The sequence below is a fragment of the Pedobacter humicola genome (genome assembly GCF_056490705.1).
The window spans coordinates 180,617-202,624 of record NZ_JBWJIG010000009.1; the positions used below are offsets into that span (position 1 = coordinate 180,617).

Genomic DNA, 22,008 nt, shown 5'->3' on the forward strand with positions numbered 1-22,008 from the left:
GCGATCATTTTTATTATATTTACGGCTGCCAATTTTTGTAAATAAATGAGTGAAGAATTAGATCAAAACGTAAACGAAGAGCACAAACATACCATAACCCCAATCAACGGTTTATACGAAAACTGGTTTCTCGATTATGCGTCTTATGTAATTCTCGATAGGGCCGTTCCGCACATCCATGATGGTTTAAAACCTGTTCAGCGACGCATTATGCACTCTTTAAAGGAGATGGATGACGGGCGTTTCAATAAGGCAGCCAACGTAATCGGCAACACAATGAAGTATCACCCACATGGTGATGCATCAATTGGCGATGCAATGGTACAGATCGGGCAAAAAGACCTGTTGATCGATATGCAGGGCAACTGGGGCGATCCGGTTACGGGCGATAGTGCTGCGGCACCGCGTTATATTGAGGCTCGTTTATCAAAATTTGCCAACGAGGTGGTGTTCAATCCGGATACTACGGAGTGGCAGCTGAGTTATGATGGCCGTAATAACGAGCCGATTACCCTGCCTGTTAAATTCCCCTTATTACTTGCGCAAGGCGCCGAAGGTATTGCGGTAGGTTTGGCCACTAAGGTAATGCCGCACAATTTTATCGAACTGCTTGATGCCTCAATTGAAGCATTACAGGGTGTCCGTCCAAATATATTGCCCGACTTTTTTACGGGTGGTATGGCCGATTTTTCAAACTACAATGAAGGACAGCGTGGTGGTAAAATCCGCGTTCGTGCAAAAATTACGGAGAAGGATAAAAAAACTTTGGTGATTACCGAAGTACCCTTTAGTACGACTACGGGTTCGGTAATTGATAGTATTTTATCGGCCAACGACAAGGGTAAAATCAAGATTAAAAAGATCGAGGATAACACTGCAGCCAATGTTGAAATTGTGGTGCACCTGGCGCCGGGTATTTCGCCCGATGTAACCATTGATGCGCTTTACGCTTTTACGGCCTGTGAGGTGTCTATCTCGCCAAATACCTGTATTATCCAGGGAGATAAGCCGCACTTTTTAAGTGTGAACGATATCCTGATCGAAAATACAAAACACACTAAAAGTTTACTTAAAAAAGAGCTCGAAATCCGCTTGCACGAGCTGCAGGAAAAGATTTTCTTTAGTTCTTTGTTAAAAATATTTATTCAGGAGGGGATGTACAAAAATCCTGAATACGAGAATTCGAGTAATTTCGAGACGGTAGTAGAGGTTTTACACATTTTGTTCGACCCTTTTAAACCCTCACTTTACCGCGAAATTTTGCCTGAGGATTTCAAAAAGCTGATCGATAAGCCCATGAGTAGCATCACCCGTTTTGATGTGAAAAAAGCCGATGAGCAGATGAAAAACCTGGAAGATGAAATTAAAGTGGTTAAAAATCACTTAAAACATCTTACCGACTATGCGATTGCCTGGTACCAGCGCCTGAAGGATAAATATGGAAAGGGCAGGGAACGTAAAACTGAAATCCGTTTATTCGATAGGGTAGAGGCTTCAAAAGTAGCGCTGGCTAACGTGAAGTTGTACATGAACAAGGAAGATGGCTTTATCGGAACGGGATTAAAAAAAGACGTACATGTTGCCGATTGTTCGGATATTGATGAGGTAATTGTTTTCCGCGAAGATGGTAAATGTATCATCACCAAAGTGGCCGATAAAACCTTTGTGGGTAAAAATATTATCCACGCACAGGTATTTAAGAAAAACGATGAGCGTACCATTTACAACATGGTTTATAAGGATGGTGCAAGTGGTACATCATACATTAAAAGATTTGCTGTAGTAGGGGTAACACGCGATAAGGAATATGATTTAACCAAGGGATCTAAAGGATCGAAGGTACTGTATTTTACAGCTAACCCGAACGGAGAAGCGGAGATTATAAATGTTGCGTTGAAACCGCATTCTAAGCTTCGTAAACTTCAGTTCGATCAGGATTTTGCAGAAGTGGCCATTAAAGGGCGTGGTTCGCAGGGAAATATCATTTCGAAATATCCGGTTAAAAAGATCATCTTGAAGAGTAAGGGCGTTTCTACCTTATCAGGACTTAAAATCTGGTATGATGATTTATTGAAACGTTTAAATGTGGATGGCCGCGGGAAATACCTGGGCGAATTTGACGGTGATGACCGCATTTTACAGGTACATAAAGATGGTTTCTATGAGTTGAGCTCTTTCGAACTGAGTAACCATTTTGATGATGGATTGATTTTGATCCAGAAGTTTGACCCGGAACGGATTTTTGCTGCTGTACATTTTGAAGGTAAGGCACAGAACTATTTTATTAAACGTTTTGCATTCGAATTGCAGGCTAACGGGAGGAAAACCATTTTCATCAGTGAAGAGCAGAAGTCGAAGTTACTGTATCTGACCTCAAATCCGGGCGCGAAGATTATTGTCGATGTTTTAAAAGGCAAGACCCAGATTCCGGAAACATTGGATCTAATCCTGTCAGAACTGATTGATGTTAAAGGACTGAAGGCAAACGGAAACCGCCTATCGCCTCACGATGTACAGAAAGTAGCATTGGAAGAACCGGAGATAGAAGAGGTAGAGGAAGCAGCTGTTGAAGAAATTGAAGATGGAGGGGAAACAGCAGATGTAGTGGTTACGGATGAAGAAATAGCGACCAATGAAGAAATAATAGGGGAAACAGAGATGCCTGAAAAAGTTGCTGATAAACCTGCTGTGGAGCAGCCAAAACCAAAATTCGAACGTGCACCAGAATCAGCGGTTAAAGCCGACAAGCCAACAGCAGAGGAAAAACCCACTGAGGTAGAAAAGCCGGTGGCTGATAAGCCAAAGACTGAGTCTGTTAAAAAGGAAAAACCTAATGCAGAAGATAAACCAGAAGCTGAAGAAAAGCCAGCTAAAAAAGTAGATTTCGAAATCACCAATCCGGATGATATCGATATTGATGATAAAGGGCAATTGGGACTGTTTTAAATTCCAGATATCGGATTAGCATCACGAAAGCCCAAAACACAAAAGGCACCTCAAATCTGAGGTGCCTTTTTGCTTAAAAAAGAAAAAGAGTTTTATTTAATGCTGACCAATACTTTAATTTTTGCTACGGTTGGCTGGTCAAAATCTTGTAGGGCTTTGCCTAAAACCTGTCCAACTTTAACCTTATTCAAATCCGCTTTCATGGCTACGCCACTTTGCGATGAGGTTACCAGCATATCGCCTCTTTTAATGGCGCCACCTTCTAAACAAACTTTGGTCGGGATCACACCGATTACACCCATTGGTACTTTATCCAGTAGTTCCGAATCGATATTTTCTTCTGTTAATAAAACCCCTGGTTTGGTGGCATAAACACCGGCTACCAAATTAGAATATGCCCCATTCGATTTTTCAACAGCCCTGTCTTTATCTACTGAGATGATTAATATATCGCCTGGCTCAAAATCTTTTACTTCTCCGCTTACATCAAATGCTTCGGCCACATCGGCACCACTGTTTTGTGTCCCGCCATTAAAGAAACCACGACCTGCTTTGTTGATCCTGGCCACATTAACGCCTCCACTTTGACCGAGAAAAATATTTCCTGATGCTCCCGTATGGTTGGTTAACAATGCTGTTCCAGTACCAGTAGTAGAAATGTGGACGGTAGGTTGGCCGTTAGCGTTATTAAAATTAGCGAAGCGACCAGCTTTTCCTGTTCCAAAGTTAGGAGTCCAGCCATAAACAGCGTTTCCTGTTCCATCAACGGAAGCCTCAATACCATCGCCGTTTTTACCAGCATTGGCCGTAATTCCGTTTCCGTTACCTTCGGTAAGTGCAAGCAGTGCCGGCCCATTTCCACCTGCATTTGAGGCGTAAAACAATCCTGCATAACCGCCAGTACCAGATGACAGACCATAAATCCCAGCTGTTCCGAAATTGGCAAAAATAGAGTTTACCTCACCTTTTACCGCTGGAGAGGTACCTGTAGTACGGTCTACCTTAAAGTTACCCGCTGTACCATTTCCTACAGTCGTTACTGTTAAAGCTTCTGTTTCATTATCTTCGTTAAAATTTTCGAAATGACCCGCACGGCCTAATCCAAATGATGGTACCCAGCCATATACCGCATCTCCTTTACCATCAACGTTACCTTCTACAGCATTACCATCTTTACCTGCATTAGCTGTTATTGCGTTACCATTGCCATCGGTTACAGCAATCAATGCTGCGCCATTACCTGCTGGGTTAGAGGCGTAAAATAAGCCTGCTCTACCTCCTGTGCCTGATGATACCCCAAAAACACCTGCTGCACCAAAATTGCCGAATATGGTATTTACCTCTCCACGAACCGCAGAACCAACACTATTGGTGTTGTCCAGTTTAAATGAAGCGGCATTTCCAAGTGTATTGTCTGGAATATTTCCATTGGTATTTGAGTTTACCTCGAAAGTGTTTACATCTGTATTTGCTGCATTTGTGTTGTTGAAACGACCTGCCAATCCTTTACTGCCATTACTTCCAACTTCACCCTGAACTCCCACACCTGTGCCAGTAGTACTTGTGGAAATGAAACCACGCACACCGAAGCCGCCGCCATCATTGCGCCCAACAACTGCTCCTGCAATATCACTTGTGGTACGGCCAACAATCGCCTCACCTCCACCATTATTATCGCCAAAAATACCTGCAGAAGTTTGACTAGATGTAATTCCATGTATTGCGAAGCCGTTACCACTCGTACTTCTTATACCCTCACCATTCCCTGATGTCGAAGCATTGATTACAATTCCATTTCCTAATGTATTCGCATTTAGTACATTATTGTTATTTGAATTATTGGAAATAGCAATGTTGGCAGCAATTCCATTTGTGGATGTAGCATTTAAGCCTGTGCCTGAATTACTATTGGCATATACACCGTAACCATTACCACTCGAATTTCCGTATACGCCCAAACCACTTGGGGTTACACCATAAACGCCCCAGCCACTTCCCGCTTGGCTACCCCATATGCCTATACCCAGACCGCCTGTACCATTATTAATGCCTCGCAGCGCTGAAGAAAAACCTCCGGGAGCAGTTGAATTAACAATTCCCCTTATTGCTGCGATACTTGATGAAGTAGTGTTATTTATACCTTCAAGCGATGTTCCGTCGCCATCGTTGGTGATGGAAAATAAAGTGGAAGCATTGTTTTCAGTAGTAAAATACGGAAGAGCAAAACCGCCACCCGAAGCGTTGGCCGGAGCCCAGTTTGTTCCGTTATATTTTAAAACCTGGCCATTGGTAGGTGCGGTAGCCGCAACAGCAACATTCTGCAAGCCTTGAACCACCGGGTTAGGATAGTTTCCGCTTAAATCGCCACCTGCAGCTCCTGTTAATGATCCTGCGGGACCAACAGGGCCTATGGGGCCAGCGGGACCAGTTGCACCCACAGGTCCTTGAGTACCTTGGACACCTGCGGGACCTACCGGACCAATGGCACCAGTTGCCCCAGTTGCTCCAGTTGCTCCTATGGGACCTATCGGGCCAACAGGGCCGGCAGGACCTTGAGCACCGGTAGCCCCAGTTGCACCGGTTACTCCAATAGGACCTATCGGGCCTGTTGCACCTGCGGGACCTACCGGACCAATAGCACCTGTTGCACCAGTTGCTCCTATGGGACCTTTCGGGCCAACAGGGCCAGCAGGACCTTGAGCGCCGATAGCTCCAGTTGCACCAGTTACTCCAATAGGACCTATCGGGCCTGTTGGACCCACTGGACCAGTTGCCCCGGCAGGCCCAACCAAACCTTGGGGCCCGATTGGGCCTGCAGCTCCTGTTAATCCAATCGGGCCTGTTGCACCTGCAGGACCAACTGGTCCGATAGCACCAGTAGCACCCGTTGCGCCAATTGGTCCCGCTGGTCCGGTAGCACCAGCAGGCCCTATGGGACCGATGGCACCAGTAGCACCAGTTGGTCCGGCTGCACCCGTTGGTCCGGCCGGACCTGTTGCACCTGCAGGACCAGGGTTACCCGAGGCCGCATATAAGGCAAAAGGTACACTCATTAATTGAGTTGCTCCCAAGTCGGTAAAAGCTCCGCCGCCGATAGCCAGTTCTACTTTTAAATACTGATTTGCATTTTGCCAGGGCACACCTGTTAAAGTTCCTGTTGATGGGCTTCCTTTTCCAATCTGTAAGGTAAAGAGACCTAATGTGTTTGTAGTAAGATCGTGGCTTTCCTGATATTGTACAGGGCCACTTGCACTTGCTCCAAGTATCGAGATCCTAACCTTTACATTTTGTTTGGCAAGTACAGTTCCATCGTTATTGCGGGCAACTGCCTGATAGTTAATTCCTGTTAATCCGCTTTGGGCAAATATTTTCCCAAAAAAGATAAGGGTAACCGCAATGATGAGCGTAAACTTTTTCATGTTAAATAATTTAAGTAAAGAGGTATTAGATGTATATTTTACTGTTTTGTGCTGGTTTCCTGCTGCATGGGAGGTTGTTTAACCTCAGCTTTTGGCTCATTTTTATCAACTTTGATTTCTGCTTCTGAAGCTGTTTTAGTATTGCTTACTGCTGCTTTACTTTTTACTACAGAAAAAGAAGACCGTTGTGCACTCTGGGTATAATTCTGAAATAACCTTTGTTTTGTAGGGGTAGAAACATCCTTTTTTGAGGATTCCTCTTTACGTTTTAGTTTTTCAATTTCTGCAGCTTTATTGGGAAACAAAGTGTTAATGGTAGATTTTTGGGCTTTTGCATTCGCGATGCCAATAACGGTCAGCATCAACAGGAAAAAGAACTTTTTCATTTTTTATAGATTTTTTATGAGGTTTAATATTTAATCAATGGCATAGCTTAAGGTAAATTTGATTCCATTTCTAAGCACGTAACGCCTGGCGGTTGGGGCAACATAACTCATATCAAACTGAAAAGGTTTTAATTTTAAACCAAGGCCAACCGAAACATGTTGCCTGTTACCTTTTTCAGGATCTTCATAAAAATATCCGCTACGGAGGAAAAACTGGTTCATATAGGCAAACTCTACGCCTCCAGCAATTGTAAATTCTGATATTTCTTCCCGAAATCCTCCTGGGGCATCAAAAAGGGACGTAAATAAAGCACTGGGAACGCTTCGGGTGGGATCCTTCCCTTTTTCAATTTCATTTGTTGTTATGCCGTTTGCATCCACTTTATATCTTGGGGGAGAGGGAACCATTAATTTGTTTATATCTACTAGAAAGGTGAGACTGTTTGACTTGCTTTTCAATATAGTATAACCACCGCCGATCCGAAGGTTCATCGGTAGGAATGATTCTCCACCTGGTGATGAGGAATATTTGAGTTTAGTGCCGATATTGGTTAAACTCACGCCCCATGCATATCTGGAGGTGTTTAATGTTTTTTCAGAATATACACTGATATCGGCTGAATAGGCATTAACCGGATTTACCTGCAAACCGTTAAAAGTTCCGTTGCCCAAATCGCTTCTAATGAAACGGCCAGTTAATGCAATGGCCAGGTTCTCTCCGAATTTTCTGGAATATGTACCATCGATCGCAAATTCGTTGGCATTGTACTGCTGTAATAACCCACCGTTTTCATCACGGAAATTAATATTGCCCTGATCAAAATATCTTAATGAAACGCCGATTACTTCTTTGTCATTTAACTGATGATAAGCATTTAAATTACCGAGATGAAGATTTTTGTCAATCTCCATCATCCAGGGTACATAAGAAACGCTTATACCTGTTTTATTTGCGAAAGAAAGTTTTGCGCCGTTAATAAAATTAGAATTTGCATCGCTGGTTAATCCGGTGCCTGCCTCGCCAACGCCCGAGTTCCGTGCATCAGGACTAATTAATAAAAATGCAGCACCGGTTGTTACCGTACTATATTGATTTTGAAGCTGAGCCTTTGCGTAATTGACCGAACAAAGCAAAATCAGTACAGCAGATGCAGTTTTGATAAGCGTTTTCATGGAGGTATTTTAGATGGTTAGCAATAAGTTTATTGGATAATGAGTTTTTCAGAGAATGTCCGGTAATTGACATAAAGCACTACATGGTACATTCCTGAAGCAAGTCCGTTTAATGGCATCACATATTCGATTTTCCCCGCCAAACTTGTAACTGAACTCGAGTGTACAATCTGGCCAGCGTTGTTAACCAGGTTGATGATCACCTTGCCATCGGTTAATAAATCGAAATCTATTTTGGTTTTTCCGACAGCAGGATTGGGATAAACACGCATATTGCCCACCGCATTGGGAACAAAGTTTGATGCGATCGTTTCTGGCTGTTGAAAACCTTGTGTAAGCATAACGCCGGCGCTTTGCAGTGTAAGGGTGGCCACTTCGCCAACGGTAAACTGGATCAAGGTATTGCCTACCTGAGCACTTCCACCGGTACTGGCAACTACATTACGGGCAATTGCGGCCTGACCGTAAGACTTAAATAAGCACAGAAAACAAAATAAAGAGAGTAAAAGTACCTTTTTCATAGAGCGCAGGAAAGTTTGTTTAGTTATTGTTTATAGAATTAGCATTCTATAATTCAGCCACAAATTTTCATCGCCTGGTAGATTTAAAAGATGAGTGTTAATGGATGATCAGTACAAATTGACAGAAAGCAATCAATAATTTCAATACGCTTTTTACGGTATTTTTTTAATGAACAGAATTATTGTAACCCAAGAAATGCCTTATTCTCTAAAGCATATTTAACCAGCAAAGCGGTGTTATTTAAGTTAAGCTTATAAAAAATATTTTTACGGTGCGTATCTACTGTTCTGGTGCTTAAAAAAAGCAGATCGGCAATTTCTGCATTGGTATTGCCATCAATAATAAGGCTAACAATTTCAAGTTCGCGGGAGGAAAGAATGTGTTTGCTCTTTTTATCAGGATATTTATGGCTGCATAAAAATTCTTCCAGGATATTTTCCAGACCATCTGAAACATAATATCCGCCCTGATAAACCTGATCGATAGCCTTGAATAGGTTTTTATCATCGGTATCTTTAAAAAGGTAAGCTTTTGCACCGGCTTCGAGCATATTCAGCACATTTCTTTTGTCATTAAGCATCGTGAGTACAATCACCTTAACTTCTGGGTAGTCCGATTTAATAATCTCAAGCGTTTGATAACCGTTTAAGATCGGCATGTTGATGTCCAACAGCAGTACATCCGGCCTTTCAATTTTAATGAGATCAATCACTTCAGCGCCATTATTGGCCACCGCAATTACCTTAAAATCGCTTCTTACGCCTAAAATAAGCTTTAACCCATTAATGAGTACATTATGGTCATCTGCAATTAGTAGCTTAATCATTGATTTTTGATTTTAGAATCCGTTTTAAATTAATGGTAATGGTAACGGCAACACCTCTCCCGGTAGCGGTATCAATAACCAGTTCTCCTTTTATGGCCTTGGTGTGTGCCTCAATATTAAACAGTCCGTAACCTCTTTTTACGGTATTAAAATCATATCCCTTTCCATCATCTTCATAAAGGAAAATCAACCTTTCATTGCGGTTGATGATGACGATATAAATATTCTTCGCCGAGGCATGTTTAATGGTATTGTTAATCAGTTCCTGACAGATCCTGTAAATGGCATATTCAGGCGTGCTTTTGAGTGCAACGGTAAAACCCGAATGATCGAAATGGATGTTGATGATGCCTAATTTGTTAATGCTATCGATGAGATCTTCCATTGCGGTAACCAGGCCATTCTCGTCGAGCGTTTTAGGACTTAAATTGATCAAAGTTGTTCTGAGCACATTTACCGATGAATCGATGTATGCTGTTGATAATTTCCGGAGCTCGCCACCATCTATCATTTTATTGATGTCGCCCGCTAAAAGATAGTGTTTTAAGGAAGATAACTTCAATCCCAGTTCATCATGCAGATCGTCAGCTATTCTTTTCCGGTCTGCTTTTTGGAAATTGATCATCTGGCGCAATTGCACTATTTGAAGATGTTTAACCCATCTCAGATAAATAAAGAGTGCTAGCAAAGAAATCATGATCAGGCTAATGATACAGAGCGCGATAAACCAGCCCTTTTGCCAAAAGGGAGCATTAATAGCGATCAAAAGGATGGTTTTCTCGTTGCTGTACACATCGGTAAGCACAAGTTTAAACTTTCCGGAGGGCATATTGGGAAACCGGATACGATTACTGCCGAAAACACTCACCTTTTTGTTGTCATAGCCGATCATTTGATAAACTATTTTTCTTTGCATAGGGTTAATGAAATCCATTGTACTGAAAGCAATGGTTATGGTATTTTCATCGTGCTGGAGTTTTAAATTTATGGTGGTAATTGGATTGCCGATGCTTTGATAAATCTGATCGTTAACCAGGATTTCTGTAATCTGAGGTTTTGAATGACTGATATAAACATTCGGTTTTGTGGGGTCTATTACATTAATTCCGTTAGTACCTCCGAAAGCCAATAATCCATTTTTGAATGAAGCAGCAGCATCAGGATTAAAAACCATACTCTGCAGGCCATCACTAACGGTATAACGGGTTTGATTATTGCTTTTTGTGTTGTAGTAATATAAACCGTTGTTGGTTGCTATCCATAAATTATTATTTTGATCAGATAAAACACTACTACAGTTTAGATCGATCATGGCTGATTTTTCTATAGTGTTGGTAATGGAATTGAATTTTACCAGCCCCGAAGTCGTAGCCAGGTAAATGGTTTTGCCAACCGTTATACTGCCGTTTATACCATACGGCGATTTGGTAATTTCTTTGCTGAAAATAAATTTTCCAGCGGTTAATTGAGCAAGGTAAATGGATGTATAATAGGTTTGGATAATCGCCTGATTTATGCCAGTAGGGATTATCCGTTGTATATTGGGCCAGGATACTGCATGGTTGATGCCCTGATCCATTTCGAAATAAAGTTCGTTTTTAGGTTTGATCATAACCTTGGCAATGCCATATTCGGTAGCGGCAAATAAACCGGCTCCGATTTTTAAGATTTGATTAATCTGAACTTTCCCGTTCAACCTTTCAGAAAACTTTATTTTTAATGGGTTAAATATTTGCTTTTGCCTATTGTATATAAAAAAAAGGCCATTATAAAGTCCGGTTAAGATATCGCCATTGTCTAATTCTACAAGTTGGGCAATCCCAAGGTTTAAAAATTCGTGTTTTACTGGTTTTGTTAAATCCGAATGATAGATAAGTAACCCACCATTTTTTGTTCCACACCAAAATTGGCCATTTTTAAGCTTTAAGATCGTACTGACATCATTTTCAAAATTTGAAGAAACATCATCCTGATCAAGATACCTGGAGAAAATTACTTTATTTAAGTTCGTGTAATCAAGCCCATGGCCGTTAATACCTAAAAACAGGTTTTGTTTTTGATCGATGTAAATTTTTCTAATATAATTTCCTGATAGGCTAAATAGATTATCAGATAGATGTTTGTATCCGGCAAAAAACTTTTTTGTTTCTAAATCGAACAAAAGTAAACCATTACTTCTGGTGCCTATGATAAGCCAGGGTTTGTTGGGGTATTTTGCAATGGCCGTTACAGAAAGGTTTCTGCTTGTTTTACAGCTGTTAAAGCATTTATACTGTTTGGTCTTTATATTTAGTTTTATCAAGCCCATATCACTGGCAAGCCAAAGCAAACTGTCTGATGCAAAGTATACATCTTCTATATGATTGTTCAATTTTTCATTAGCACTGTTCATGAAAAACTCCTGAACGTGCTGTTCTTCCACATCATCAGCCTTGTTAATATAAATACCTTTTACACCCCTGCTGATAAACCAATCTAATTTATTGTAAAATGGAACCGGACTAAAATGATAACCGTTGGAATAGGTGGTTACGTACCTTGTGGTACTATCTGTATTGCTGTATTTATAAACATTGCCAGCCAGATACACCCAAAGATTTTGCTGTCGATCTATATAAAAAGGGAAGGAGTAATAATTATCGCTGAGCTTGGTCCCTTTTCTGAAATTGTAGCGTGTAAAATTGTCCTTTGTGCGGTTGTATTTTACCAGGTTACTTTGCGAACCGATAATTAAATCCCCATTTCTGTCTTCGATAATGTTGGTGATGTAATTGCCTGGAAAATCAGTTGCGTCGCTTTTCCTTTTGTAGGTGATACAGGTTTTGCCATCGAAGCGGTTTAATCCATTTTCGGTGCCAATCCATAAAAAACCATCTTTACCTGTATGTAATGCCCGTATTGTTGGGTCACTTAGGCCATCTTCAAGGGTAAGGTGTTTGAATAACAGGGAGGGGGCACTTTGAGCGGAAACCGCTTGACATAGAAAAATAAAACAAAAAATACCACATAGCCTTTTTAGCAAACTAAACCCGAAAAAGCAGTTATCAGGGAACATGGGATATTAAATGGGATGATTTGAGAATTTAAATATATAAAAATATAATATTTTGCCAGTTTTATATTTGTTGATTATAAGCGGATTGTGAAAATTGATCGCATAAACAGACTTTAAAATAGGGTTAAAATAAAAAAGTATATATTTGTCTTGCTCAAAGGGGTGCTTTTTGATTCTGCAATTTCTGTTGCTTTCAATTTGCTGAGATTATACCCATTTAGAGGCTTAAACCAAAAGGTTTGAGGTGTAGGGTTTAACCTTATGTCCTTTACCTCGAACCTTATGCCTGCTAATGAACCTGATGCGGGTAATGCCGACGTAGGAAGAGGTTAGAATTATCATACTGTTTCGCCCTGAAAACAGTCTTTAATTATTTTTTATCGGCTGTAAGGCAAATTATTGTAAATGAATTTTCAAGATTGGTTTAAGCTTTTCCAGGAGCAGATTTTACACACCTCTTTAATTGAATGGTTGGCTGTAGGTTTTGGTGTATCGGAGGTTTTGTTGGCAAAAAAGAACAATATATGGCTTTATCCAACTGGGATAATTTCTATTCTGTTGTCGATGTTTTTACTATTAAACGTAAAATTATATGCCGAAACACTTTTAAGTATTTATTATCTGGTAATGAGTGTTTATGGTTGGATCATTTGGAAAAAAAGAAAACTGGATGGTGAAAACCAGGTGTCGTGGTCGAGTAATAAGGAATTAACCATTGCGGTTTTAATTTCCTTTGTAGGTTTTGGTGTGCTATACCTTATATTGAGGCATTATACCGACTCGGATGTGCCTTTGTTCGATGCCTTTGTATCTGCTACCGCCTGGGCAGGAATGTGGCTCTTGGCCAAGCGTAAAATAGAAAACTGGATTTTCCTTAACATTTCTAATATAGTAGCTATTCCGCTACTATTTCATAAAAAACTCCCCTTGATGGCCTGTTTAACCACATTTTTGTTTACTGTAGCCATTTTTGGGTTTTTAGACTGGAAAAAAATCATCAGTAAAAGCAAGCTTAAACTGGCTTAACTTAAACATCAGTAATTTAATTATCCACAGGCTCACAACAGAAAAAACGATGACATGCAAGATACATTAACCGTTAGTTGGCAGGAAAAAGTTAAAGCCTATGCTGCACTTTCAGAAGAAATGGGAAAACTTCATCCCGAAATTTTGGAATTGGCTTATCAGGAAAACTGGTTCAAACTTTTTGTGCCTGAAATTTACGGCGGACCAAATAAAAAACTTCCTGAAATTTTAAGGTTAGAAGAAGAGCTGGCTGAGGCTGATGGCAGTTTAGGCTGGACCATTACCCTATGCGCCGGTGCAGCCTGGTTTGCGGGATTTTTAAATCCTGAATTGGCCGCTGAAATTTTTGCTGATCGTAAAGTTTGTTTTGCCGGAAGCGGGGCTATAGGTGGCGTGGCGGTTAAAACAGAAACAGGCTATCTGTTAAATGGAACGTGGAATTATGCCAGTGGTGCCCTACATGCTACCATATTTACAGCCAATTGCACAGTTAAAAATCAATATGGCGAAGATATTTTGGATGAAAAAGGAGCGCCAGAAATCAAATCGTTTATCCTAAAAAAACAGGAAGTAAATATTCTGCCAGGCTGGTCTTATTTTGGTTTAATTGCAACCGGAAGTCATGCTTTTGAAGTAAGCGATTTACATGTGCCCCAAAACAGGACTTTTAAGATTAACCAGCATATCGAAGTAGCAGATTCAGGCTTTGATTATCCCTTTTTACAGCTTGCAGAAACCACGCTAACAGTAAACAGCTTAGGGATGACGAAGCACTTTATTCAACTGGCAGAAGATGCATTTTATTTTCGTACAGGATTGAAAAGATATACCGATCAACAGGTTGTATTCTTTGATAGTGAGCTCAACCGCTGCAAAGGGGAAGTCCAAAATCTCCGTGCAAAATTTTACAGCGCATTCGATGAATCCTGGAATCAATTAATGGAGAACAGTAAGATTGCCGATGATAAATTAGCAGAGGTAAGTGCTGTTAGCCGCAAATTGGCACACGCCTGTTGGAAAACTGCCGCTACGTTATTTCCTTACTGCGGTTTAGAAGCAGCCAAAAAAGAATCAGAAATTAATCGTGTTTGGCGGGATATACATACTGCAAGTCAGCACGCACTGTTAACTTTCGAAAGCTGATTATTCGAGTAGCTCTGGTTTGATTTTATCCCTAAAATCCTTGGCAAACTTATTCAGTTTTGGCTGGATTACAAATGCACAATAAGGTTTGCCCTGGTTTTCACTGAAATAGTTTTGATGATAATCTTCTGCCTCGTAAAACTCCCTAACGGGCAAAATTTCGGTAACGATTGCTTCGTCAAAAACGTTTTCACGCGTAAGATCATCAATCATCTTCATGGCCTGTTTTTTCTGATCTTCGTTCTCGTAAAAAATTACCGAGCGGTATTGGGTACCCACATCATTGCCTTGCATATTTAGAGTTGTTGGGTTATGTGTTTTGAAGAATATCAGTAAGAGCTCAGTGAAAGAAATGATATCCTCATCGAAAATAATCCGAACAACTTCCGCATGTCCGGTATTGCCATTACAGATTTCCATATAGGTAGGATGTTTTAACGTTCCCCCCATATAACCCGATGTTACCTGGCTTACCCCATTTAACGTCTGAAATACGGCTTCAGTGCACCAAAAGCAGCCTCCGCCAAATATTGCTGTTTGCATATTCTACTTATCTAAAATCTATTCCAATTTTTTTAAAACAATCAAAAAAAGACATTTTATTGATATTAAAGCGGAAATTAAGGTTGATTATTCCCATAAGTTTTATCCGGTAACATTACGAGTGATCAATATAGTATTTATACGCAATAAGACAAACGACAACTTTTTCTGTTAAAAAACATTTTATAAATAAAAAACCCGTGATTTATGGTCACGGGTTTTGATATTATTGATATTGAATATATATCGGTTTAGGAGTAAGCTTTAACAGCTCTTCCGGAGTCATTAAACGTTTAGGGTCCTTCTTGAGATCGTTTTTGTAAAACAATTTAAAGCCTGTAAATTGTACGGGTTCTCCCTGTATGAAGTGGCGGTAAGTACCTTTTTTCAATTCGGGTTCGCCCCATCCATCCATGTGCACTACTACCTGAACTTCCGGGCGCAGTTTAATGCTCGGCGAATTGGTGACCATTTTTTTGGTGAAACGGTGCAATACAAATACTTTTGGAGGCAAATTGTATTTTTTAACAATATCCGCCAGATAACCTGTTACATAATTTACATCAGCAGCATCATAAGTGCCGATTTTTTTACCAGGTAATGTTCCGTCTTTCATCGAAAATTCCGGATCGATACCTAAGTGAACATATGGCAATTGTAAATACTTTTCGATATGTGGCAACTCCGCTTTAATGGTGCTTAAAGCCACTTGAAGATCTAAAAATACGATGGTATTGGGTTGCATTTTGGCGATTTTCAAAACAGAATCAATCTGCTTATTACCCATTCTGTTGATGTATTTTCCATCTTTACCTGGCGTTCCGCTGGCTACCGCAGCGATATAGTGTAAACCTGGTTGTACTGGTGTTGATGGATCTGCCTTCTCCCAATGTTTTACTTCTGCATTAAGGCGTTGCCACATTTCTTTAGGTGCATATTCGCCCAATGCCCCCATCTTTTTAGAGTGCAGGTTGCCATAATAGACAACAATACGTTTAAATGGCAAGATCGCCCCAGCCAAAGGATAAGGTTGTTTTTTTACCGGCCACTTTCCGGTTGTATCTCCGTTGGCCAGTTTTTTTACCAGAGAATCGTAAAGTTTCGGATCAACAGGTTTCATTACATTTGCTGTTGAGTCGGTTTTCTTTTTAGTCGAATCAGAAGAGAAGATTTTACCAATGCTGTTGCTGCCCTTACCGTCTGAATTACAGTTGGCGAACAAGCTGATCGCGGCAAAACCAAGTATAAGTGTGCCTGCTAATTGAGGGAATTTCATAGATATATTATAGATAATTAAAGTTTAGAATTTTCCGGATCTGTTTTTGATGAAAGTAGGTCGGAAATCTGGTAGTTTAAAATAAAGTAATCAACATTTACACATTGCAGAATTTGCCAAAAACACCCAATGGCAATTTAATACCAGAGGTAGCTTGAAGATACAATTCTCCGGTTTCTAAGTTTTTAACGGCTGGGAAAGACGTACGGATTAAATTCTCTACGATTACCGAAGAAAAGCCCAGCGAGTAGGTGTTAAGAATTAAGAAATGTTCTTTTTCATCCAATAACTGCACAACATCCTGCATCATTTCCTGGATATGGTCTTCCAGTTTCCACTTTTCCCCATTAGGGCCATGGCCATAAGCTGGCGGGTCTAAAATGATCCCATTGTATTTTTTGCCTCTTTTTAACTCTTTCTTTACGAACTTTAGTGCATCTTCCACCATCCAACGGGTATCTTTCAAGCCAGAAAGCTCCTGGTTTTCATTGGCCCAGGTAACCACTTGTTTAATCGAATCAACATGGGTGGTTTCTGCACCGGCGGCGTTGGCAATTAGCGATGCAGCGCCAGTGTAAGCGAAAAGGTTTAAAACTTTAGGCTGTGGTGTTTTAAATTTTTTAATCGATGAAGAGATAAAATCCCAGTTTACGGCCTGCTCCGGGAACACCCCTACGTGTTTAAAAGAAGTTAAGCCTAAACGGAGCTTAATCGCTACTTCATCGTTTTTATATTCTACATGCCAGCGATCAGGGATAGATTGATTTTTCTTTACCCATTCGCCAGAAGTAGCCGAACGACCCCTGAAAGTAATGTTAGCAGTTTTTTTCCAATCCTGTTCCGAATATGTTTTTTTCCATACCGCCTGCGGCTCCGGACGGATAAGGGTAACATTTCCAAAGCGTTCTAGTTTTTCAAAATCCCCGCAATCAATCAGTTCGTAATCTTTCCAGTGGGTGGGGGCGAGTAATTGTATCATTTGTTATAATAACTTTAAATTTGGATAACTTTTAATGTGTTGATCATCCGTTATCAGCGTTAAACCATTTGTTACAGCTTGTGAAATAATCAGCCTGTCAAATGGGTCTTTATGTATTAATGGTAATTTGGAGTAAGTAATAAAGTCTTCTTTAGATGGCAGAAGAATTTTTACTTGATACTTCTTAAGCAAATGATATAATGAGTTTATATCATCTTTTAATTTTAATTTTCCAATGTTTAGTTTTATTGTGATTTCCCAAATGCTAACGATACTGATATGTTTTTCTGTACGAGGGCCGTTTATAATATCTATAACTTTTTTTAAAATAGCACTATCTCCATTAATAAAGAATAGAAATATATGAGTATCGAGCAAAAAACGCATTACATATAATCTTTTAACTCATCCAGAGGTTCGTTAAAATCATCAGAAATATAAAGAATTGTACCTTTTGCAGCGCCATATAAGCTTTTTGGTTCTTCAACAATGTTTGGCTCTTCAATTTTCGACTTTGAAAAGCTCTTCGCATGCTTGGCTTTTAAAAAATCAATAAAATCTTCCACCTCGTTTACCATGTTTTCTGGTAAGGTTTCCAATTTGTGAATGATATTCTTTGTGGCCGTAGTCATATACAAATATAAGCATTTTCTTAAAACTTATCTTTTGCAGCTTTCATGAAACGGCTGGCAAATACGAAGTCGTTCAGTTCCTGAATATCGGTATGCGCAATTTCTTTGTTGCTGCCTTCCCAGAATTTTTTTCCTTCGTGTAAGAACAAAATATAATCGCCAATACCCATCACTGAGTTCATATCATGTGTTACCACAATGGTGGTGGTTTTATATTCTTCCGTAATTTCCTGGATGAGCTCATCAATTACGATCGATGTTTTTGGATCTAAACCTGAGTTGGGTTCATCACAGAACAAATATTTAGGGTTCATGGAAATGGCACGTGCAATACCTACACGTTTTTTCATCCCGCCCGATAATTCTGCCGGAAACAATTTGTTTTTGCCTGCAAGGTTAACCCTTTCTAAACAAAAATTTACGCGCTCGATTTTTTCTTTTCTGCTTTGATCGGTAAACATATTTAAAGGAAACATGATGTTTTCCTCAACAGTCATACTATCGAATAATGCCGAGCCCTGAAACAGCATACCAATTTCTTTACGTACTTCGATCCGTTGCTCGTATGACATTGGTGTGAAATCGCGGCCATCGTACAATACCGAACCCGAATCTGGCTGGTGCAAACCTACCATACATTTCAGTAAGGTCGTTTTTCCTGATCCGGAACCACCGATAATTAAATTGGTTACACCTTCTTCAAACTTTCCGGAAATGCCTTTTAGTACATCGTTCCCGGAGAACGATTTATAAATATCTTTAATTTCGATCATTACAATAAAAGTTGAGTAACTAAATAATCGCAAACAAGAATAGAGATACAGCTAATTACAACTGCTCTTGTACTGGCCTGCGAAACTTCTAAAGCACCACCTCGAACATAAAAACCTTCGTAAGCAGGAACTGATGTAATAATAAAACCAAATACAAATGCTTTTACCAAAGCAACGGTAATGGTATAAGGATTAAAATCAGTAGTAATACCCTGAATATATTCTGCCGGGGTAACAGCGCCTGAAATAGAACCACCAATATAACCACCAGTAATACTTAAGAACATAGAGATGATCACCAACATGGGTACCATGGTGATGCCCGAAATAATTTTTGGAAGAATTAAGTAGCCTGGTGCATTTATCCCCATAATTTCTAAGGCATCAATCTGCTCGGTAACGCGCATAGAGCCAATTTCTGATGAAATGGCCGATCCGATTTTTCCAGCCAGTACAATGGCACTAATGGTTGGGCTTAACTCTAAAATACTTGAATCCCTATTTACCGAACCGATAATTGTTTTTGGAATAAAATCGCTAACCAGCTGGAAAGCAATTTGCAAAGTCATTACTGCTCCAATAAAGGTAGATATAATGGCAATCAAACCTAAAGAGCCTACACCAACATAATCCATTTGTTTGGCGATTTCTTTCAGGTATATTTTCAGTTTTTCCGGCTTTCTGAATACAGACTTGAGTAGCAGGATGTATCTGCCGAAATTGGTAAAATTCATTCCGTATGTATTTGCTTAATTTAAATGATCATTCTTATACTACTACAAAGAAACGATAAAAAAGTTGTCGCTCTTCGCTAATTACAAAAATATTCGTGGTTTTGAATATAAATATGGTTTTTTGTCAACAAAAATTAAACCACAAAAGATGAAAGCTGTAATAACCGGAGCAACTAAAGGAATTGGCAGAGCGATAGCGATTAAACTGGCGCAAAATGGATATGATTTAATTTTGGTAGCGAGAGGCGCACAAGATCTCGAAGCACTTAAACAGGAACTCACATCTTATGGCAATGCTATTTTTACCCATGCTGCAGATTGTTCGGTCAAAGATGAAGTTTATGCATTTCTAAATTCGGCTGCAATAGGTTTTGATGATGTTGCCGTATTGGTAAACAATGTTGGCATCTTTTTGCCCGGAAGTATGCTCGATGAAGATGACGAAACTTTCGAAAAACAACAACATCTAAACCTAAATGCCGGCTATTATATCAGTAAGTTTTTTGGAAAAAAAATGCGCTCAATACAGCACGGACATATATTTAACATCTGTTCGGTAGCCAGTAAGGCACCTGTAAAAAATGGTGGCAGTTATAGTGTAACAAAATCAGCGATGTTAAGTCTTAATCATGTATTGCGGCAAGAGTTAGCCCCTCACAACGTTAAAGTAACTGCGTTTTTGCCAGGTTCTACAAAAACTTCATCTTGGGAAGGAACAACAATCCCCGACGATAAATTTGTACAGCCTGAAGATATTGCAGAAACCTTATTTACCATTTTAAACTTAAGTAAAGGGGTGAACGTAGATGAGGTTTTGATTACCCCGCTAGATTTTTAACACAAAATGAACAACGTTATGGAAAAGAAGCTTTTTAGAAACGAACACGATAAGATGATTGCCGGTGTAGCTTCGGGACTTGCAGATTACATGCAGGTGGAGGTTACCATAATCAGATTATTGTTTGCATTATCAGCTATATTTATGGCTGGAGGTGGCTTAATAGCCTATATAGTGATGTGGATTATAGTTCCGGTAAACAACGATCCGGCAGCACGATTCTCAAAATTTAACGATTACTTCGGTAACAAAACACCCAACACTCCACCATTTGGATCTGCTGATCCTTTTGCTGGCCCGGCTAATCCGGGAAATGCAAACTGGACACAACCTGTTGATGCTACAACAAAAATACCCTTTGAAACACAGGCCGATTTCAGTAAGCTCAATAAGTCGAATGATACCGGCCGTACCATCGGCGGATTGGTTCTGCTTGTAATTGGATGTTTTTTCCTGATGCGCGAAATGGATTTTATCCCTGATTGGTTTAGTATCCGTAACCTATTTAGGTACATGTGGCCATTAATATTTATCGCTTTAGGGGTAAGTATTATTGCTAAATCAAAAAGGAAGAACGATTGGGCGGCTTTTCAGCACCAACAGGAAACAGAAAAGCAAAAAACTGCCGATTTTTCGGAAACAGCTGTAGAAAATGAACCTGCAACACCCGTTAACAAAGACGACAACTCAACAACCGCTAACCCTCAATTATAAACAAAATGAAATTAGATAGATTAATTTGGGGTATCATCCTGCTTTTTATCGGCGGTGTACTTCTACTCGAAAACTTTGGCGTAATCGAATTTTATTGGCGCAATGTGTGGAGCTTTTGGCCTGTATTCTTAATCATAGCAGGCTTAAATATCCTGTTCAATAAAAACAATTCACAAACAGGCAGCATGATTTCGATCGGTGTGCTGGTGGTGGCCTTATCGTTCCTCTTTTATAAAGGGCAGCAGGTGCCAGAATACGGTAACTGGTGGGGACGCCATTTTAAAAAGGACATCGATGTCAATATCGATAGGAATGATGACGACAACGATAATGATAACGACAATGACCAGGATACAGTATCCTATCATTCAAGCTTGTCAGAACCATTTGTAGCTGCTGATAATGCCAAGAAAACAGTTTTGAATATTTCAGGAGGCGGTATATCATTTAACCTTGATGGCGAAACTTCAGAATTGATTAGTGCCGATATAAAGAAAAAACATGGTAATTTCTCTTTAAAGAAAGTACTTACCGATAGTGCCACAGTGCTTACTTTCCAAATGGACGATAAAAAGAACAAATGGAATTTTGGCGATGGTGGTAACGATGTTGATTTTAAATTAAATAAGGGAGCCAACTGGGATATTTTGATGAAACTTGGTGCGGGCGAAGCAAATTTTGATTTTGCTGATTACAAAGTACGTACTTTCCGTTTTGATGGCGGGGCAGCTGCCCTTGATATTAAGTTCGGAGATCTGTTGCCGATAACCGATGTGATCGTAAAGTCGGGTGTAGCTGATGTTAAAATTAAGGTACCTGCCAACTCAGGTTGCAGGATTAAAACGAAAACAGGTTTATCTGCAAAAGATTTCGACGGATTTGAGAAATTAAGCGAGGGTGTTTACGAAACTTCAAATTACAAAACGTCCACTAAAAAAATCTTTATCAATTTAGATGGTGGATTGAGTAACTTTGAGGTGAGCAGATATTAGGAGATGGAAGATGTTAGATGGGAAATGGAAG

The 22,008-nt window shown here is 39.9% G+C and carries 19 protein-coding genes; 6 read left to right on the top strand and 13 right to left on the bottom strand.

Annotated elements, in window-relative coordinates:
• Nucleotides 1-45: 45 nt before the first annotated feature.
• Entirely contained in the window at nucleotides 46-2,946 is a 2,901-nt protein-coding gene (locus tag AC04Q1_RS15535; protein WP_478365499.1) for a DNA gyrase/topoisomerase IV subunit A, read from the top strand.
• 92 nt (nucleotides 2,947-3,038) lie between these two features.
• Here AC04Q1_RS15535 and AC04Q1_RS15540 read toward each other — a convergent pair whose 3' ends face one another.
• The 6 genes from AC04Q1_RS15540 to AC04Q1_RS15565 form a co-directional block, all read right to left on the bottom strand.
• Entirely contained in the window at nucleotides 3,039-6,365 is a 3,327-nt protein-coding gene (locus AC04Q1_RS15540; RefSeq protein ID WP_478365500.1) for a beta strand repeat-containing protein, read from the bottom strand.
• A 38-nt stretch (nucleotides 6,366-6,403) separates the two neighbouring features.
• Entirely contained in the window at nucleotides 6,404-6,751 is a 348-nt protein-coding gene (locus tag AC04Q1_RS15545) for a hypothetical protein (protein ID WP_478365501.1), read from the bottom strand.
• 30 nt (nucleotides 6,752-6,781) lie between these two features.
• On the bottom strand, nucleotides 6,782-7,924 hold the full coding sequence (gene porV, locus AC04Q1_RS15550) for a type IX secretion system outer membrane channel protein PorV (RefSeq protein ID WP_478365502.1): 1,143 nt from the start codon (nucleotides 7,922-7,924) through the stop codon (nucleotides 6,782-6,784).
• 29 nt (nucleotides 7,925-7,953) lie between these two features.
• The gene (locus tag AC04Q1_RS15555) at nucleotides 7,954-8,445 is read right to left on the bottom strand and encodes a T9SS type A sorting domain-containing protein (protein ID WP_478365503.1); all 492 of its coding nucleotides are present in this window, start codon (nucleotides 8,443-8,445) and stop codon (nucleotides 7,954-7,956) included.
• Nucleotides 8,446-8,624: 179 nt separating this feature from the next.
• On the bottom strand, nucleotides 8,625-9,272 hold the full coding sequence (locus AC04Q1_RS15560; protein WP_478365504.1) for a response regulator: 648 nt from the start codon (nucleotides 9,270-9,272) through the stop codon (nucleotides 8,625-8,627).
• Complete coding sequence (locus AC04Q1_RS15565) at nucleotides 9,265-12,294, bottom strand: ligand-binding sensor domain-containing protein (protein ID WP_478365505.1); 3,030 nt, start codon at nucleotides 12,292-12,294, stop codon at nucleotides 9,265-9,267. Before AC04Q1_RS15565 ends, AC04Q1_RS15560 begins: the two co-directional genes overlap by 8 nt.
• 438 nt (nucleotides 12,295-12,732) lie before the next feature.
• On the opposite strand from AC04Q1_RS15565, the gene pnuC reads away from it, so the two are divergent.
• Both pnuC and AC04Q1_RS15575 read left to right on the top strand, forming a co-directional pair.
• A complete protein-coding gene (gene pnuC / locus AC04Q1_RS15570; protein WP_478365506.1) occupies nucleotides 12,733-13,353 on the top strand; it encodes a nicotinamide riboside transporter PnuC in 621 nt (206 codons plus the stop codon).
• 54 nt (nucleotides 13,354-13,407) lie between these two features.
• Nucleotides 13,408-14,496 (top strand): acyl-CoA dehydrogenase family protein, encoded by a 1,089-nt coding sequence (locus AC04Q1_RS15575; protein WP_478365507.1) that lies wholly within the window; start codon nucleotides 13,408-13,410, stop codon nucleotides 14,494-14,496.
• Here AC04Q1_RS15575 and msrA read toward each other — a convergent pair whose 3' ends face one another.
• From msrA to AC04Q1_RS15610, 7 genes are all read right to left on the bottom strand, one after another.
• Nucleotides 14,497-15,039, bottom strand: coding sequence for a peptide-methionine (S)-S-oxide reductase MsrA (gene msrA, locus AC04Q1_RS15580; RefSeq protein WP_478365508.1), 543 nt, complete (start codon nucleotides 15,037-15,039; stop codon nucleotides 14,497-14,499).
• 226 nt (nucleotides 15,040-15,265) lie between these two features.
• The gene (locus AC04Q1_RS15585; RefSeq protein ID WP_478365509.1) at nucleotides 15,266-16,315 is read right to left on the bottom strand and encodes a hypothetical protein; all 1,050 of its coding nucleotides are present in this window, start codon (nucleotides 16,313-16,315) and stop codon (nucleotides 15,266-15,268) included.
• Nucleotides 16,316-16,412: 97 nt separating this feature from the next.
• Nucleotides 16,413-17,294 carry an RsmD family RNA methyltransferase gene (locus AC04Q1_RS15590; protein WP_121283734.1) on the bottom strand — a complete coding sequence of 294 codons (882 nt, stop codon included), beginning with the start codon at nucleotides 17,292-17,294 and terminating at the stop codon, nucleotides 16,413-16,415.
• A gap of 3 nt (nucleotides 17,295-17,297) precedes the next feature.
• Nucleotides 17,298-17,681: a type II toxin-antitoxin system VapC family toxin gene (locus tag AC04Q1_RS15595; RefSeq protein WP_478365510.1), complete on the bottom strand. Its 384-nt coding sequence runs from the start codon at nucleotides 17,679-17,681 to the stop codon at nucleotides 17,298-17,300.
• Nucleotides 17,681-17,926, bottom strand: a complete 246-nt coding sequence (gene vapB, locus AC04Q1_RS15600; protein WP_478365511.1) for a type II toxin-antitoxin system VapB family antitoxin — start codon at nucleotides 17,924-17,926, stop codon at nucleotides 17,681-17,683. The genes AC04Q1_RS15595 and vapB overlap by 1 nt, the downstream gene beginning before the upstream one ends.
• Before the next feature lie 20 nt (nucleotides 17,927-17,946).
• Nucleotides 17,947-18,699, bottom strand: coding sequence for an ABC transporter ATP-binding protein (locus AC04Q1_RS15605; protein WP_478365512.1), 753 nt, complete (start codon nucleotides 18,697-18,699; stop codon nucleotides 17,947-17,949).
• The gene (locus AC04Q1_RS15610; RefSeq protein ID WP_029275780.1) at nucleotides 18,699-19,433 is read right to left on the bottom strand and encodes an MlaE family ABC transporter permease; all 735 of its coding nucleotides are present in this window, start codon (nucleotides 19,431-19,433) and stop codon (nucleotides 18,699-18,701) included. Before AC04Q1_RS15610 ends, AC04Q1_RS15605 begins: the two co-directional genes overlap by 1 nt.
• 148 nt (nucleotides 19,434-19,581) lie before the next feature.
• Here AC04Q1_RS15610 and AC04Q1_RS15615 point away from each other — a divergent pair, with 148 nt between their 5' ends.
• The 3 genes from AC04Q1_RS15615 to AC04Q1_RS15625 are packed head-to-tail and all read left to right on the top strand — an operon-like array spanning nucleotide 19,582 to nucleotide 21,977.
• Nucleotides 19,582-20,271 carry an SDR family oxidoreductase gene (locus tag AC04Q1_RS15615; protein WP_478365513.1) on the top strand — a complete coding sequence of 230 codons (690 nt, stop codon included), beginning with the start codon at nucleotides 19,582-19,584 and terminating at the stop codon, nucleotides 20,269-20,271.
• Nucleotides 20,272-20,289: 18 nt separating this feature from the next.
• Complete coding sequence (locus tag AC04Q1_RS15620; RefSeq protein WP_478365514.1) at nucleotides 20,290-20,985, top strand: PspC domain-containing protein; 696 nt, start codon at nucleotides 20,290-20,292, stop codon at nucleotides 20,983-20,985.
• Between the two features lie 5 nt (nucleotides 20,986-20,990).
• The gene (locus AC04Q1_RS15625) at nucleotides 20,991-21,977 is read left to right on the top strand and encodes a LiaF transmembrane domain-containing protein (protein WP_478365515.1); all 987 of its coding nucleotides are present in this window, start codon (nucleotides 20,991-20,993) and stop codon (nucleotides 21,975-21,977) included.
• Nucleotides 21,978-22,008 lie beyond the last annotated feature (31 nt).

Bases quoted from the DNA above. Each gene is read 5' to 3' on its own strand.
- AC04Q1_RS15535 (WP_478365499.1), top strand. From the start codon at position 46: ATGAGTGAAGAATTAGATCAAAACGTAAACGAAGAGCACAAACATACC.
- AC04Q1_RS15540 (WP_478365500.1), bottom strand. From the start codon at position 6,365: ATGAAAAAGTTTACGCTCATCATTGCGGTTACCCTTATCTTTTTTGGG.
- AC04Q1_RS15545 (WP_478365501.1), bottom strand. From the start codon at position 6,751: ATGAAAAAGTTCTTTTTCCTGTTGATGCTGACCGTTATTGGCATCGCG.
- porV (WP_478365502.1), bottom strand. From the start codon at position 7,924: ATGAAAACGCTTATCAAAACTGCATCTGCTGTACTGATTTTGCTTTGT.
- AC04Q1_RS15555 (WP_478365503.1), bottom strand. From the start codon at position 8,445: ATGAAAAAGGTACTTTTACTCTCTTTATTTTGTTTTCTGTGCTTATTT.
- AC04Q1_RS15560 (WP_478365504.1), bottom strand. From the start codon at position 9,272: ATGATTAAGCTACTAATTGCAGATGACCATAATGTACTCATTAATGGG.
- pnuC (WP_478365506.1), top strand. From the start codon at position 12,733: ATGAATTTTCAAGATTGGTTTAAGCTTTTCCAGGAGCAGATTTTACAC.
- AC04Q1_RS15575 (WP_478365507.1), top strand. From the start codon at position 13,408: ATGCAAGATACATTAACCGTTAGTTGGCAGGAAAAAGTTAAAGCCTAT.
- msrA (WP_478365508.1), bottom strand. From the start codon at position 15,039: ATGCAAACAGCAATATTTGGCGGAGGCTGCTTTTGGTGCACTGAAGCC.
- AC04Q1_RS15585 (WP_478365509.1), bottom strand. From the start codon at position 16,315: ATGAAATTCCCTCAATTAGCAGGCACACTTATACTTGGTTTTGCCGCG.
- AC04Q1_RS15590 (WP_121283734.1), bottom strand. From the start codon at position 17,294: ATGATACAATTACTCGCCCCCACCCACTGGAAAGATTACGAACTGATT.
- AC04Q1_RS15595 (WP_478365510.1), bottom strand. From the start codon at position 17,681: ATGCGTTTTTTGCTCGATACTCATATATTTCTATTCTTTATTAATGGA.
- vapB (WP_478365511.1), bottom strand. From the start codon at position 17,926: ATGACTACGGCCACAAAGAATATCATTCACAAATTGGAAACCTTACCA.
- AC04Q1_RS15605 (WP_478365512.1), bottom strand. From the start codon at position 18,699: ATGATCGAAATTAAAGATATTTATAAATCGTTCTCCGGGAACGATGTA.
- AC04Q1_RS15610 (WP_029275780.1), bottom strand. From the start codon at position 19,433: ATGAATTTTACCAATTTCGGCAGATACATCCTGCTACTCAAGTCTGTA.
- AC04Q1_RS15615 (WP_478365513.1), top strand. From the start codon at position 19,582: ATGAAAGCTGTAATAACCGGAGCAACTAAAGGAATTGGCAGAGCGATA.
- AC04Q1_RS15620 (WP_478365514.1), top strand. From the start codon at position 20,290: ATGGAAAAGAAGCTTTTTAGAAACGAACACGATAAGATGATTGCCGGT.
- AC04Q1_RS15625 (WP_478365515.1), top strand. From the start codon at position 20,991: ATGAAATTAGATAGATTAATTTGGGGTATCATCCTGCTTTTTATCGGC.